This window comes from Polaromonas sp. P1_F2, from assembly GCF_056405735.1.
The window spans coordinates 186,413-200,353 of the sequence record NZ_JBFUBN010000005.1; the positions used below are offsets into that span (position 1 = coordinate 186,413).

The 13,941-nt window shown below is 65.7% G+C and carries 14 protein-coding genes; 5 read left to right on the top strand and 9 right to left on the bottom strand.

Going from position 1 to position 13,941, the window contains the following annotated elements:
- Nucleotides 1–10: 10 nt before the first annotated feature.
- From AC1D0O_RS12460 to AC1D0O_RS12480, 5 genes are read right to left on the bottom strand one after another with little or no spacing between them, the layout of a single operon-like run.
- Nucleotides 11–319 (bottom strand): DUF2160 domain-containing protein, encoded by a 309-nt coding sequence (locus AC1D0O_RS12460; protein WP_436156939.1) that lies wholly within the window; start codon nucleotides 317–319, stop codon nucleotides 11–13.
- Nucleotides 320–331: 12 nt separating this feature from the next.
- Entirely contained in the window at nucleotides 332–1,144 is an 813-nt protein-coding gene (locus AC1D0O_RS12465; protein ID WP_477653827.1) for a carbohydrate ABC transporter permease, read from the bottom strand.
- Nucleotides 1,141–2,031: a carbohydrate ABC transporter permease gene (locus AC1D0O_RS12470; protein WP_477653828.1), complete on the bottom strand. Its 891-nt coding sequence runs from the start codon at nucleotides 2,029–2,031 to the stop codon at nucleotides 1,141–1,143. Before AC1D0O_RS12470 ends, AC1D0O_RS12465 begins: the two co-directional genes overlap by 4 nt.
- Entirely contained in the window at nucleotides 2,028–3,107 is a 1,080-nt protein-coding gene (locus AC1D0O_RS12475; protein WP_477653829.1) for an ABC transporter ATP-binding protein, read from the bottom strand. The genes AC1D0O_RS12470 and AC1D0O_RS12475 overlap by 4 nt, the downstream gene beginning before the upstream one ends.
- Nucleotides 3,094–4,179 (bottom strand): ABC transporter ATP-binding protein, encoded by a 1,086-nt coding sequence (locus AC1D0O_RS12480; protein WP_477653830.1) that lies wholly within the window; start codon nucleotides 4,177–4,179, stop codon nucleotides 3,094–3,096. Before AC1D0O_RS12480 ends, AC1D0O_RS12475 begins: the two co-directional genes overlap by 14 nt.
- Nucleotides 4,180–4,469: 290 nt before the next feature.
- Here AC1D0O_RS12480 and AC1D0O_RS12485 point away from each other — a divergent pair, with 290 nt between their 5' ends.
- From AC1D0O_RS12485 to AC1D0O_RS12505, 5 genes are all read left to right on the top strand, one after another.
- On the top strand, nucleotides 4,470–5,237 hold the full coding sequence (locus AC1D0O_RS12485) for a DeoR/GlpR family DNA-binding transcription regulator (RefSeq protein WP_477653831.1): 768 nt from the start codon (nucleotides 4,470–4,472) through the stop codon (nucleotides 5,235–5,237).
- Between the two features lie 36 nt (nucleotides 5,238–5,273).
- Nucleotides 5,274–6,767 carry a glycerol kinase GlpK gene (gene glpK / locus AC1D0O_RS12490; protein WP_477653832.1) on the top strand — a complete coding sequence of 498 codons (1,494 nt, stop codon included), beginning with the start codon at nucleotides 5,274–5,276 and terminating at the stop codon, nucleotides 6,765–6,767.
- A gap of 63 nt (nucleotides 6,768–6,830) precedes the next feature.
- Nucleotides 6,831–8,015, top strand: coding sequence for an esterase-like activity of phytase family protein (locus AC1D0O_RS12495; RefSeq protein ID WP_477653833.1), 1,185 nt, complete (start codon nucleotides 6,831–6,833; stop codon nucleotides 8,013–8,015).
- A gap of 6 nt (nucleotides 8,016–8,021) precedes the next feature.
- Nucleotides 8,022–8,858, top strand: a complete 837-nt coding sequence (gene proC / locus AC1D0O_RS12500) for a pyrroline-5-carboxylate reductase (protein ID WP_477653834.1) — start codon at nucleotides 8,022–8,024, stop codon at nucleotides 8,856–8,858.
- Nucleotides 8,859–8,982: 124 nt separating this feature from the next.
- Nucleotides 8,983–9,195 carry a hypothetical protein gene (locus tag AC1D0O_RS12505; RefSeq protein ID WP_477653835.1) on the top strand — a complete coding sequence of 71 codons (213 nt, stop codon included), beginning with the start codon at nucleotides 8,983–8,985 and terminating at the stop codon, nucleotides 9,193–9,195.
- Nucleotides 9,196–9,265: 70 nt separating this feature from the next.
- Here AC1D0O_RS12505 and ubiA read toward each other — a convergent pair whose 3' ends face one another.
- From ubiA to recG, 4 genes are all read right to left on the bottom strand, one after another.
- Nucleotides 9,266–10,126, bottom strand: coding sequence for a 4-hydroxybenzoate octaprenyltransferase (ubiA, locus tag AC1D0O_RS12510; RefSeq protein ID WP_477653836.1), 861 nt, complete (start codon nucleotides 10,124–10,126; stop codon nucleotides 9,266–9,268).
- Nucleotides 10,116–10,628: a Dps family protein gene (locus AC1D0O_RS12515; RefSeq protein WP_477653837.1), complete on the bottom strand. Its 513-nt coding sequence runs from the start codon at nucleotides 10,626–10,628 to the stop codon at nucleotides 10,116–10,118. The genes ubiA and AC1D0O_RS12515 overlap by 11 nt, the downstream gene beginning before the upstream one ends.
- Before the next feature lie 92 nt (nucleotides 10,629–10,720).
- Nucleotides 10,721–11,719 (bottom strand): hydrogen peroxide-inducible genes activator, encoded by a 999-nt coding sequence (locus AC1D0O_RS12520; RefSeq protein ID WP_477653838.1) that lies wholly within the window; start codon nucleotides 11,717–11,719, stop codon nucleotides 10,721–10,723.
- A gap of 67 nt (nucleotides 11,720–11,786) precedes the next feature.
- Nucleotides 11,787–13,937: an ATP-dependent DNA helicase RecG gene (gene recG, locus AC1D0O_RS12525; protein WP_477653839.1), complete on the bottom strand. Its 2,151-nt coding sequence runs from the start codon at nucleotides 13,935–13,937 to the stop codon at nucleotides 11,787–11,789.
- Nucleotides 13,938–13,941: the final 4 nt, after the last annotated feature.

Sequence of the window (13,941 nt, forward strand, 5' to 3'; positions counted from 1 at the left end):
GTCCCGCCCGCTAGCCCTTGCGCATGATCCAGGCGAGCAAAACCAGGGACAACAAAAAGCTGATCCAGATCGAGGGGTCGGCTTCCAGCCCCAGCCAGCCGGCCAGCTTGCCGCTGATGCCGACAAAAATCAGGTTCACGTAGGCCGCGCTGAGCAGGCCGATGAAGAGCCGGTCGCCGCGCGTGGTTTCCAGCGGCAGGAAGCCGCGCCGCAGCGTCGTCGGCGACTTGAGCTCCCACACCGTCATGCCCACCAGCATCAGCACGATGCAGCTGAAAAAAATCGCCACCGGCGTGGTCCAGGCCATCCACTCAAACATGTTGATTCCTTTCTAGACCCTGCCCATGGCAAAGCCCTTGGCGATGTAGTTGCGCACAAACCAGATCACGATCGCGCCCGGCACGATGGTCAGCACGCCGGCCGCGGCCAGCGTCGCCCAGTCCATGCCCGAAGCCGACACCGTGCGTGTCATGGTCGCGACGATGGGTTTGGCATTGACGCTGGTCAGCGTGCGCGCCAGCAGCAGCTCGACCCAGCTGAACATGAAGCAGAAAAACGCCGCCACGCCGACACCGGCCTTGATCAGCGGCAGGAAGATGCGCACAAAAAAGCGCGGGAAGGAGTAGCCGTCGATGTAGGCGGTCTCGTCGATCTCACGCGGGATGCCGCTCATGAAGCCTTCCAGGATCCACACCGCCAGGGGCACGTTGAACAGCAGGTGGGCCAGCGCCACCGCGATATGCGTGTCCATCAGCCCCACCGTGGTGTAAAGCTGGAAGAAGGGCAGCAGAAAGACCGCGGGCGGCGTCATGCGGTTGGTCAGCAGCCAGAAGAACACATGCTTGTCGCCCAGGAAGCTGTAGCGCGAAAACGCATAGGCGGCGGGCAGCGCCACGGTGATGGAGATCACCGTGTTGATGGCGACGTAGATCAGGCTGTTGATGTAACCCGAATACCAGGACGGGTCGGTGAAGATGGTCTTGTAGTTGTTCCAGGTGAAGTCCTGGGGGAAGAAGGAAAAGCTCGACAGGATTTCGCTGTTGGTCTTGAAGCTCATGTTGACCATCCAGTAGATGGGCAAGAGCGCGAAGACGATGTAGGCGATCAGGAACAGCGTACGCGCCTGGAATTTCGGCTGGTTCATTCCACGCCCTCCTTCTCCTGCGTGCCCACGCGCTGCATCCAGTTGTAGAGGATGAAGCACAGCAGCAGGATGATCAAAAAGTAAATCAGCGAGAAAGCCGCCGCCGGGCCCAGATCGAACTGGCCAACGGCTTTTTGCGTCAGATATTGCGACAGGAAGGTGGTGGCATTGCCCGGCCCGCCGCCCGTGAGCACAAAAGGCTCGGTGTAGATCATGAAGCTGTCCATGAAGCGCAGCAGCACCGCGATCATCAGCACGCCGCGCATCTTGGGCAATTGGATGTAGCGGAACACCGCGAACTTGCTCGCGCCGTCTATGCGCGCGGCCTGGTAATAGGCGTCCGGGATCGAGCGCAGGCCGGCATAGCACAGCAGCGCCACCAGCGGCGTCCAATGCCAGACGTCCATCATCAACACCGTCACCCAGGCATGGGTGGCATTGCCGGTATAGCTGTAGTCAAAGCCCATCTTCTGCAGCATGGCACCCAGCAGGCCGATGTCGGCCCGGCCGTAGATCTGCCAGATGGTGCCCACCACGTTCCAGGGGATCAGCAGCGACAGCGCGACCAGCACCAGCACCAGGGAGGCCTTCCACCCCTGGGCCGGCATGGACAGCGCCAGCGCTATGCCCAGCGGAATCTCGACCGCCAGCACCGCCAGCGAAAAGGTGAGCTGGCGCCACAGCGCGGCATGCAGGTCTTCGTCGCGCATCACGGCGGCGAACCATTCCGTGCCGACGAACACGCGGCGCTCGGGCGAGATGATGTCCTGCACCGAGTAGTTGACCACCGTCATCAGCGGCAGGATGGCGGAAAACGCCACGCAGATGATGACCGGCAGCACCAGCAGCCAGGCTTTCTGGTTAACAGGCTTGGTTGTCGTGCTCATGCTTCCACCAACTCGTCGTTAAGGTACAGGCAGGTGTGCGGCCCCATGACCTGCAGCCAGACTTCCTCGCCCACCTGGGGCGGCCTTGCGGCCGGGTTCAGCCGGGCTTTGAGCGTGTGCTCGCCGATCCGGGCCGTCAGCATCAGGTGGGTGCCTATGTCCTGCACCAGCATGGCGGTGAAGGGCAGCGCCGCTGGGTCGCCGGGCGCGGTCTTCACCACGTATTCGGGGCGCACGCCCAGCTTGAGGTCACCGTCGGGCATGGCGCGCCCTGGCGGCAGCGCCAGCGGCCGGTCCGCGACGCGCAGCGCGCCGCCCGTCACCGTGGCGGGCAGGAAGTTCATGCCGGGCGAGCCGATGAAGTGGCCCACAAAGGTATGGCGGGGCCGCTCGAACAGCGCATCGGCCGAACCGGTCTGCACCGCGCGGCCGCGCGTCATCACCACCACCTCTTCGGCAAAAGTCAGCGCCTCCACCTGATCGTGCGTGACGTAGATCAGCGTGAGCTTGAGTTCATGGTGGATCTGCTTGAGCTTGCGCCGCAACTGCCATTTGAGGTGCGGGTCAATCACCGTGAGCGGCTCGTCGAACAGCACGGCCGACACGTCGGGCCGCACCAGGCCGCGGCCCAGCGAGATCTTCTGCTTGGCGTCCGCCGCGAGCCCGGCCGCGCGCTGGTTGAGCTGGCCGCTCATGTCCAGCATCTCGGCGATTTCGCCCACGCGTTTTTTGATCTGCTCTTCCGGCACCTTGCGATTGCGCAGCGGGAAGGCCAGGTTTTCGGCCACCGTCATGGTGTCGTAGATCACCGGGAACTGGAAGACCTGCGCGATGTTGCGCTGCTGTGGCGTCGCGCGCGTCACGTCGACGCCGTCGAATTTGACCGTGCCCTGGGAAGGCACCAGCAGGCCGGACATGATGTTGAGCATGGTGGTCTTGCCGCAGCCCGAGGGGCCCAGCAGCGCGTAGGCGCCGCCGTCGCGGAAGCTCATCGTGAGCGGCAGCAGCGCGTAGTCGCTGTCTTCACGCGGGTTGGGCCGGTAGGCATGGGCCAGGTCTAAGTCAATGCGCGCCATAAGACCTCCGTGGCGCCAGCAGCAGCGCGCCGTCCGCATCAAACACATAGACCTGCGCCGGATCCAGGTACAGGGTGACGGGCGCGCCCAGGTCAAAGTAGTGCACGCCCGTGAGCTGGGCCACCAGCTCGCCCACGGCCGTGGCCACGTGGACAAAAGTGTCGGAGCCCGAAATCTCGGCCAGCTCGACCTTGCCCGGCAGCGCCACGTCGCCTTCGCGCGCCGTGACACGCAGCGCGCTGCCGCGGACCCCCGCGGTGAAAGACGCCAGGCGTTGGGCCGGCGCGTCGGGCAGCGCCAGGTTCAAGGCCGGGCCGCCCTTCAGTTGCAGGCCTTGCGCGGCAGGCAGGGCCGCCATCAGGTTCATGGGCGGGTCGCTGAAGGCGCGCGCCACACGCAGCGACTGCGGCGCGTGGAAGACCTCGGCGGTGGGCCCGTACTGCAGCAGCTCGCCGCCATCCATCACGGCGGTGTAGCCGCCCAGCAGCAGGGCTTCGCCCGGCTCGGTGGTGGCATAGATCACCGTGGAGTCGCCGGCGGCGAACAACTGGGTCAGCTCTTCGCGCAATTCCTCGCGCAGCTTGTAGTCGAGGTTGACCAGCGGCTCGTCGAGCAGCATCAGCGGCGCGCCCTTGGCCAGCGCCCGCGCCAGGGCCACACGCTGCTGCTGCCCGCCCGAGAGCTCGGCCGGGTAGCGGTCCAAAAACATGTCGATGTGCAGGCGCGCGGCCAGGCTGCGCACTTTCTGCTCTATGTCTTTTTCGCCGCGCAGCTTGAGCGGCGAGGCGATGTTGTCGGCCACGCGCAGCGACGGGTAATTGATGAACTGCTGGTAGACCATGGCGACGTTGCGCTCGCGCACCGGCATGCCGGTCACGTCGGCCTCGTTGACCCGCACCTTGCCCTGCGTGGGAACGTCCAGGCCCGCCATGATGCGCATCAGGCTGGTCTTGCCGGCCTGCGTGGCGCCCAGCAGCACCGTGACCTCCCCGCTGCGCGGCGCCAGGCTCATGTCGTAAAGCCACTGCTCGGCGCCGACTTTTTTGCTGATCTGGTCCAGGGACAGCTGCATCACGCCGCTCCTCCGCCCGACAGGAGCTCAGAGGGGCCGCTCCGCGCGGCGGCCGGGGCCGCAACAGCCAAGGAATTGAAGGTGCTCAACAAGAAAAACTCTCCCCGCAAAACAGATGGACAAAACCAAGTTAAGTTCGGTTTTTTTCTATTTTTCTTCCTTTGTGATTGTTTTATCTAATTGTTTTCCCTTATCTGTTTCCTTTTGTTTCGATATAAAGTTTCTTTCAGGCCTTTCCTCCGTCATCCTTTAAGTCCTTTTAACTCCCGACATCCCAAACCCGGATCCGCGTGAACTCCAATCCCAGGCAAATCAAGCTTCTTGACGTGGTCCGTGCCCACGGCTCGGCTTCCGTCGAGCAGCTTGCCGACAAGCTCGACGTGACCTTGCAGACCGTCAGGCGGGACGTGCAGCGCCTGTCCGAGGCCGGCTTGCTGACGCGCTTTCACGGCGGCGTGCGCATGCCCAGCTCCACCATTGAAAACATCGCGCACCGCCAGCGCGAAAGCCTCAACGCCGAGGGCAAGGCGCGCATCGCCCGGGCCGTCGCCAGGCGCATTCCCAACGACTGCTCGCTGATCCTCAACATCGGCACGACCACCGAAGCCATCGCCAAAGCCTTGCTGAGCCACAAGGGACTGCGCGTCATCACCAACAACCTCAATGTGGCGGCCATCCTCTGCGGCAACACCGATTGCGAGGTCATCGTGGCTGGCGGCGTGGTGCGGGCGCGCGACCGCGGCATCGTGGGCGAGGCGGCGGTCGATTTCATGCGCCAGTTCCGCGTCGACATCGCCGTGATCGGCATTTCGGGCATAGAGCCCGACGGCTCGCTGCGCGACTTCGACTACCGCGAAGTCAAGGTCGCGCAGACCATCATCGAACACGCCCGCGAGGTCTGGCTCGCCGCCGACAGCAGCAAATTCAACCGCCCGGCCATGGTCGAACTGGCCAGGCTCTCGCAGATCGACCGGCTCTTCACCGACATGCCGCCGCCCGAACCCTTCCCGGCCCTGCTGGAGGAAGCGGACGTCAGCTGCGAAGTGGCCCATTCCTGAACGCCGGGCAACGGCGGTTTTCATACACTCCAGCGCATGACCTATCTCCTCGCCCTTGACCAGGGAACCTCCAGCTCCCGCAGCATCGTGTTCGACGAACACGGCCACATCGTGGCCCTGGCGCAGCAGGAGCTGCCGCAGATCTACCCCAAGCCCGGCTGGGTCGAGCACGACCTGATGGAAATCTGGCGCACCCAGCTGGCCACGGCGCGCGAAGTGCTGGCCAAAGCCAACATCAAGGCCGGCGACATCCGCGCGCTGGGCATCACCAACCAGCGTGAAACCACCGCGCTCTGGAACCGCAAGACCGGCCAGCCGGTCCACCACGCCATCGTCTGGCAGGACAGGCGCGCCGAAGCCACCTGCGCCGCCTTGCGCGAGCAGGGCAAGGAAAGCCTGATCCAGTCCAAGACCGGCCTGCTGATCGATGCTTACTTTTCCGGCACCAAACTCAAATGGCTGCTCGACAACGTGCCCGGCGCGCGCGCGCAGGCCGAGCGCGGCGAGCTGGCCTTCGGCACCATCGACTGCTGGCTGATGTGGCAGCTCACCGGCGGCGCACTGCATGCCACCGACGTCAGCAACGCCTCCCGCACCATGCTGTTCAATGTGCACACCAACCAGTGGGACGCCGAGCTGCTGGACTTGCTGGGCATCCCGGCCTCGCTGATGCCCAAGGTGTTGCCTTCGAGTGCGCATTACGGCGACGTGCGGCCTGAGCTGCTGGGCCATGCCATCGCCATCGGCGGTGTTGCCGGCGACCAGCAAAGCGCCCTCTTCGGCCAGGCCTGCTTCAAGGCCGGCATGGCCAAGAACACCTATGGCACGGGCTGCTTCATGCTGATGCACACCGGTGGGCAATTCCAGACGTCCCACAACGGGCTACTGACCACCAGCGCAGCGCAGGCGACCACGCAAACCCAGTTCGCCATCGAAGGCAGCGTGTTCGTGGGCGGTGCCGTGGTGCAGTGGCTGCGCGACGGCCTGCATGCCATCAAGGGCAGCGCCGAGGTGCAGGCGCTGGCCGAAAGCGTGCCCGACTCGGGCGGCGTGATGATGGTGCCGGCCTTCACCGGCCTGGGCGCGCCCTACTGGAAACCGGATGCGCGCGGCACCATCACCGGCCTCACGCGCGGCACCACCGTCGCCCACATCGCGCGCGCCGCGCTGGAAAGCATCGCCTACCAGAGCGCCGCCCTGCTGCAGGCCATGAGCCGTGACGCGGTCAGCGCCGGCGCCGCGCCCGTGGCCGAACTCCGCGTGGACGGCGGTGCCTGCGTCAACGATTTGCTGATGCAGTTCCAGGCGGACCTGCTGGGCATACCGGTGATACGCCCGGCCGTGATCGAAACCACCGCGCTGGGCGCCGCCTACCTGGCGGGGCTGTCCAGCGGCGTGTATGGCAGCACCGACGAGCTGTCGGGCATGTGGCGCGCCGAGCGCAAGTTTTTGCCCACACTGGGCGCCGACCGGGCCGCGGAACTCATGGCGCGCTGGGAGCAGGCGGTGCGGCAGACCGTCTTGCAATAGCGAATAGGCGAATAGCGCGGGCGCTGTCACATTCCCCACAAGCGCGGCCGCTAGACTGGCTGCATGAAACCCCCTGTCACCTCCTTCTCCAGACGCCGACTGGTCCTGGGTGCCGGCGCGGCCGCCGTGCTGGGCCTGGCCGGCGGCAGGACAGCACAGCCCGCGGCCGCAGCGGCCCCGCCCGTCCGCACACGCCTGCGCCTGATCGGTGAGTCCCGTTTTGCGCACCGCCTGCAGTTCCAGGGCACCACGGTGGGCGGGCTCTCGGGCATTGACTACGACCCCGCCAGCGGCCTGTATTACCTGGTCAGCGACGATGGTTCCAACATCAACCCCGCGCGGTTTTACACCGCACGCATCGCGCTGGACATGAACAGCCTGGGCCAGCCGGAGTTGCTGGGCGTCACCCCCCTGCGTCCGGCCGATGACGGCACGTATGCGGCAGCCTTGCGGCGCGTGCAGGCTCCCGACCCGGAGGCGATCCGCTGGCGCCCCGGCAGCCGGACCTTGCTGTGGACCAGCGAGGGGCATTCCTTGACGGGCGTGGCACCGGAGTTGCGCGAAAGCCGTCTTGACGGCACGCTGGTTCGCGAATTTTCGCTGCCGGCCATGTTTGATTTTCATCTCACCCGGGGACCGCGCGTTAATCTGAACCTGGAAGGCCTGGCCTTGAGCCCGGACGGCAGCCGGGCCTGGATCGCCATGGAAAACGCCATGCGCCAGGACGGCCCGCCGCCGACCGTACAGGCCGCCGGCGGGCCGTGCCGCTTCACCCAGCTGGACCTGGCCAGCGGGCAGGTCGTGCGGCAAATAGCCTACGTGCCCGACGCCATTCCGCGCGCGCCTGTCGCACCGGCCACCCAGGCCGACAACGGCGTGGTGGAAATCCTGATGCTCGATGCCGACCGCATGCTGGTGCTGGAGCGGGCTTATATGGCCGGCTGGGGCCCGCAAGCGGGTAACTCGCTGCGCCTGTACCTCATCGACACGCGGCAGGGTTCCGACACGCTGGCAACGCCCGCCCTGCAGGCTGGAGCCTATCGCGCGGTGGACAAAACGCTGATTGCCGACTTCTCAGCCTTCACCGGTCCGGGGCCCGGCCTCCGGCTGGAGCGCCTGGACAATACGGAAGGCATGGCCTGGGGCCCGGTGCTGCCCAACGGAAACCGCAGCCTGGTCTTCATAAGCGACGACAATTTCAGTTCCCGGCAAATCAGCCAGTGGCTGGCCTTTGAATTTTTGGACTGACAACGCATGACTTCCACCTCCCGCGCAAACACCGAACACATCGCCTTCGTAGGCGGCGGCAATATGGCCAGTGCCATCATCGGCGGCCTGATCAAGCAGGGCTTGCCCGCCGGCCAGATCCAGGTGGCCGAACCTTTCGCCGAGCAGCGCGCCAAACTCACGCAGCAGTTCGGCGTGCAGGTCCACGAAGGCCCGGGCGCCTGGCTGGCCGGCGCCGGCCTGGTCGTCTGGGCCGTCAAGCCGCAAGTCTTCAAGGAGGCGGCGCTGCAAACGCGCTTTCACACCAAAACCGCCTTGCACCTGAGCGTGGCGGCCGGCGTGCGCTCGGGCAGCATCGCGCACTGGCTGGGCACCGAGCGCGTGGTACGCGCCATGCCCAACACGCCGGCGCTGGTCGGCAAAGGCATGACGGCCCTGTTCGCGCGCGAGGCCGCCACCAGCGCCGACAGGCTGGCGATTGAAAAAGTGCTCAAGCCCACGGGCGCCACCCTGTGGCTGGCCGAAGAAGCCCAGCTCGACGCGGTCACCGCGCTGTCCGGCTCGGGCCCAGCCTATGTGTTCTATTTCATCGAGGCCATGATCGAAGCCGGCACGGACATGGGCCTGCCTCCCGCGCAGGCGCGCCAGCTCGCGATAGGCACGTTTGTGGGCGCTTCCGCGCTGGCGCAGGCTTCGGACGAGCCCCCCCAGGAGCTGCGCGCGCGGGTCACCTCCAAGGGCGGCACCACTTACGCTGCGCTGACATCCATGGAGCAGGACCGCGTCAAGATGCAGTTCATGCGCGCCATCCACGCCGCCCGGCAGCGTGCTGCCGAACTTGGCGACGAATTCGGCGGCGCCTGAGCGCGTCAACCGCCCGGCGAGGGCAAACGTTGAACACGGGCGTACGTGCAGCTTGTCTTGATCCACACTGTGGGACACCCCGGCGGCATCCGCTTCACAACTTTTCCAACATCCGGAGCTTCACATGAACAAACTTCTGTCCACCCTCGTCAGCGCAGCCGTCCTCGCCATGCCCCTGGCCGTGATTTCCACGTCCGCATCGGCCCAGGCCGCCGCTCCCGCAGCCGCCCCGTCGGCAGCTCCCGCAGCAGCTCCTGAGAAAAAGGCCGCCGCTCCCGCCAAGGCAAAGGCCAAGAAGACCAAGCGCAAGGCCAAGGCCAAAAAAGCCGCCGTCTGATCAGCCTCAGCTGACGCAAAAAGCCCGCTTCAAGCGGGCTTTTTTATGGGCGCTTTCCAGGCCTTGCGGATCAGCGGCCCAGGTAAGACAGCACGATGCCCGCGAACAGCGCGAAGCCCAGCCAGTGGTTGAGGCGAAAAGCCTTGAAGCAGTCCTCACGCTCGCGCTTGCGGATCAGCCAGCCATGCCATAGGGCCTGCAGCAAGGCCGCAGCCAAGGCGATCCAGTAAACCGGCGACTGCCCCACCGCGTCCAACAGGGCCCAGGCCCAGATCGCCAGGTAGGCCAGGTAGCACAACATCACCGCGGCCACGTCAAAACGGCCCAGCGTGATGGCCGAGGTTTTCATGCCTATCTTGAGATCGTCGTCGCGGTCCACCATGGCGTATTCGGTGTCGTACGCCACCACCCAGAACAGGTTGCCCAGCAGCAGAACCCAGGCCAGCAGTGGCACTCGCGACTGCACGGCGGCAAAAGCCATGGGAATGCCAAAACTGAACGCCACACCCAGCACCGCCTGCGGCATGGACACATAGCGCTTGGCAAATGGGTAGGCCAGCGCGATGGCCAGCGCGGCAAACGACCAGACGATGGTGACGCTATTCGTGGTCAGCACCAGGCCGAAGGCCAGCAGCGCCAGCACCGCGCCCACCATGAGCGCCTCCCGCACCGACACCGCGCCGCTGGTGACCGGCCGCTGCGCCGTGCGCTTGACGTGGCGGTCAAAGTCCCGGTCGGCCACGTCGTTGACGCAGCAGCCCGCGCTGCGCATCAGGATGGTTCCCAGCGTGAACACCACCACCAGATGCCAGCCCGGAAAGCCGTGCGAAGCCACCCACAGCGCCGACAGCGTGGGCCACAGCAGCAGCAGCCAACCCGCCGGGCGGTTCCAGCGGACAAGCTGAAGGTAGAGGGCGAGCTTATTCTTCAAGCAGGGAACGCAGCATCCATGCCGTCTGCTCATGCACCGTCAGGCGCTGCGTCAGCAAATCAGCCGTCGGCTCGTCGCTGGCCTTGTCGGCCAGCGGGAACAGTTCGCGTGCGGTGCGCGCCACGGCTTCATGGCCTTGCACCAGGATGCGCACCATTTCCAGCGCCTTGGGCGGCACCACCGGCACGTCGGGAATCGAGGCCAGCTTGCTGAACTGCGCATAAGAGCCCGGCGCGGGATGTCCCAGCGATCGGATGCGCTCTGCCACCGGGTCGACCGCGGCCCAGAGTTCGGTGTACTGCGTCATGAACATCAGGTGCAGCGTGTTGAACATGGGCCCCGTCACGTTCCAGTGGAAGTTGTGGGTCGTCAGGTAAAGCGTGTAGGTGTCGGCCAGCAGGCGGCTCAGGCCCTTGGCGATCGCCGCGCGGTCTTTTTCACTGATGCCGATGTTGATGGAAGGCGCGGATTTTCCGGCAGCTTTGGCGGATGGCTTGGCCATGGTGTTTCCTTTTTTTTAAATTCAGGGATAACTTTAACGAAATCAGGACGACGGCCGCAACAGCCGCCATCAATACCCGTCATAGCCGGGATTCAAGACAGGCGGATGACGCCGGGCAGTTCGCAGGCGTAGATGGCATTGCGCAGCGCGGCGATGGCCTCATAGCGCGTAAAGCTGCGCCGCCAGGCCAGCACCACACGCCGGCTGGGCACATCGCCGTCGAAGGGCAGGTATTTGATGAACGAAGGTTGCTCCGCCGCCACCTTGCCGCGGGCTGGGGCGGTTTTCCCCTTCACTGCTTTTTTCGCGGCGGCCTGCTCGGCCAGCGCCTCCTTGGGCACGCCCAAGCGGGGTACCAGCGTAATGCCCATGCCGGCCGCCACCATGTGCTTGATGGTCTCCAGCGACGAACCTTCAAAACTTTTGCTGATGCCCTCGGCGCTGCTGGAAAAGCGCGCGAACTCGGGGCAGACCTCGAGCACATGGTCGCGAAAGCAATGGCCGGTGCCCAGCAGAAGCATGGTTTCCTTTTTGAGCTCCTCGGCCGTCACGCCCTTGCGCGCTGCCAGCGGGTGCGCGCTGGGCACGGCCGCCATGAAAGGCTCGTCATACAGCGGCGCGATCGCCAGGTTGGCGTCGGGAAAGGGCTCGGCCAGGATGGCGCAGTCGATTTCGCCGGTACGGAGCTCTTCGAGCAGCTTGACGGTGAAGTTTTCCTGCAGCATCAGCGGCATCTGCGGCGTCTTCGCGATGGCCTGGCGCACCAGGTCGGGCAGCAAATAGGGGCCTATCGTGTAAATGACGCCCAGGCGCAGCGGGCCGGCCAGCGGATCCTTGCCGCGCTTGGCGATTTCGCGGATGTTGTCGGCCTGCTCGAGCACGCTCTGCGCCTGGCGCACGATCTCCTCGCCCAGTGGCGTCACGGTGATTTCATTGGCATTGCGCTCGAAGAGCTTGACCTGCAGCTCTTCTTCGAGCTTCTTGATGGCCACGCTGAGCGTGGGCTGCGAAACGTGGCAGGCATCGGCGCCCTTGCCAAAGTGCTTTTCCCGGGCCACGGCGACGATGTATTTGAGTTCGGTCAGCGTCATGGGCTTATTGTGCTGCTTTTCTCAATCGCCGTGCCACGCAATGGTGCCCAAGTCCTCTCAGACCCTCTCAGGCCTTCAGGTACTCGGCTTTGCCGCCCAGCCAGCGCAGGATGTGCCGGTGCGCGAGCTCCGCATGCCGGTCCAGCATGGTGGGCGCCAGACCGCGCGCCCAGGCCAGCAGTTCGGTGTCCGTCGCCAGGTCGGCAAAACGCAGCAAGGGTGCGCCCGACTGCCGCGCGCCCAGGAATTCACCCGGCCCGCGGATTTCGAGGTCGCGCCGGGCGATCTCGAAGCCGTCATTGGTCTGCGCCATGGCCTTGAGGCGCTCGCGCGCCATCTCGCCGAGCCGGGGTGCATCGCCCGTGGAGTACAGCAGCACGCAGGCCGAAGCCGCCGCCCCGCGCCCGACCCGGCCGCGCAGCTGGTGCAGCTGGCTCAGGCCGAAGCGCTCGGCGTGTTCAATCACCATCAGCGAGGCATTGGGCACGTCCACCCCAACCTCGATCACCGTGGTGCTGACCAGCACGCCCATGACTCCGTCTGTGAACAGGGCCATCACGGCTTTTTTCTCGGCCAGTGGCATGCGCGAATGCAGCAGGCCCACCAGCACACCGGGCAGGGCCGCGCTCAGCGCTTCGTGGGTCTGGGTCGCGTTGACCAGGTCTATGGATTCACTTTCTTCGATCAGCGGGCAGACCCAGTAGATCTGCCGCCCTTCGGCCAGCTGGCCGCGTATGCGCGCGACCACCTCGTCGCGCCGCGCGTCGCTGACCACTTTGGTCACGATGGGCGTGCGGCCCGGCGGCAGCTCATCGATGGTGGAGACGTCGAGGTCGGCGTAATAGCTCATGGCCAGGGTGCGCGGGATCGGCGTGGCGGTCATCATGAGCATATGAGGCTCTTCGCCGCCTTCGGTCATCTTGCTGCGCAAGGCCAGGCGCTGCGCCACGCCGAAGCGGTGCTGCTCGTCGATGATGGCCAGGGCCAGGTTCTTGAACTTGACCTTGTCCTGGATCACGGCGTGCGTGCCCACCACCAGGCCCGCGTCACCGCTTTCGATCATGGCCAGCATCTCGCGCCGCTCCTTCGCCTTCTGGCTGCCGGTCAGCCAGGCGGTCTTGATGCCCATAGGTTCCAGCCAGCCGATCAACTTGCGGAAGTGTTGCTCGGCCAGGATTTCGGTGGGCGCCATCAGCGCGCATTGCCAGCCCGCGTCCATGCAGCGGGCCGCGGCCAGCGCCGCCACCACGGTCTTGCCGGCGCCCACATCACCCTGCAGCAGGCGGTGCATGGGGATGTTTTTTTTCAGATCCGCCTCGATTTCTCCGCAAACGCGCTGCTGGGCGGCGGTGAGCCGGAAAGGCAGGCGCTCCAGCAATTGCTCCTCCAGCGTGCATTGCGGGCCCCGCATGGCAGGACCGGTGAGCGCCGGGGCGCGCATGGCCGCGCGTATGCGCCTGGCCTGCAGCTGCGACAGCTGCTGGGCCAGCAGTTCCTCGGCTTTCAGGCGCTGCCAGGCCGGGTGGCTGCGGTCTTCCAGCGTGGCCAGCGACACGTCGGGCGTCGGGTGGTGCAGGAACTGCAGCGCCTCGCGCAGGCTCCACAGGGGTTGCGGCAGGCTTTTGCCCAGCACCTCCTCAGGGAGGGTCTCACGCAGGTCGGCGCGGAACAGCCCGCTGAGCACCGCCTTGCGCAAATAGTTCTGCGGCAGGCCGGCCACGGTGGGGTAGACCGGTGTCAGCGCGCCCGGCAGCTCGCCTTCGGCCAGCCTGAAACTCGGGTGGATCATTTCGCGGCCGGCAAAACCGCCGCGCATCTCGCCGCGCACGCGCACGCGCGCGCCCACGCTCAGCGTTTTCTGGTGAGCCGGGTAGAAATTGATAAAGCGCAGCACGCAGGTGTCGCTGCCGTCGTCGACCGTCACGCGCAGCTGGCGGCGTGGCCGAAAGGCGATGTCGCTGTGCGTCACCACGCCCTCGATCTGCACCAGGTCGCCGTCGCGGGCGTCGGCCAGGCGCACGATGCGGGTTTCGTCCTCATAGCGCAGGGGCAGGTGCAGGGCCAGGTCGATGTCGCGGCGCAGGCCCAGCTTTTCGAGGGCTTTCTGGGCCGGCGACTTGGCCGGGGGCTTTTCAGCTTTGGCCTGTGGCGCGGCCTGCTCCCCGGCCGGAACCTCTGGCGGGGCGGTTTTGCGAGCGGAAGCACCGGGTGGCGACATGGGA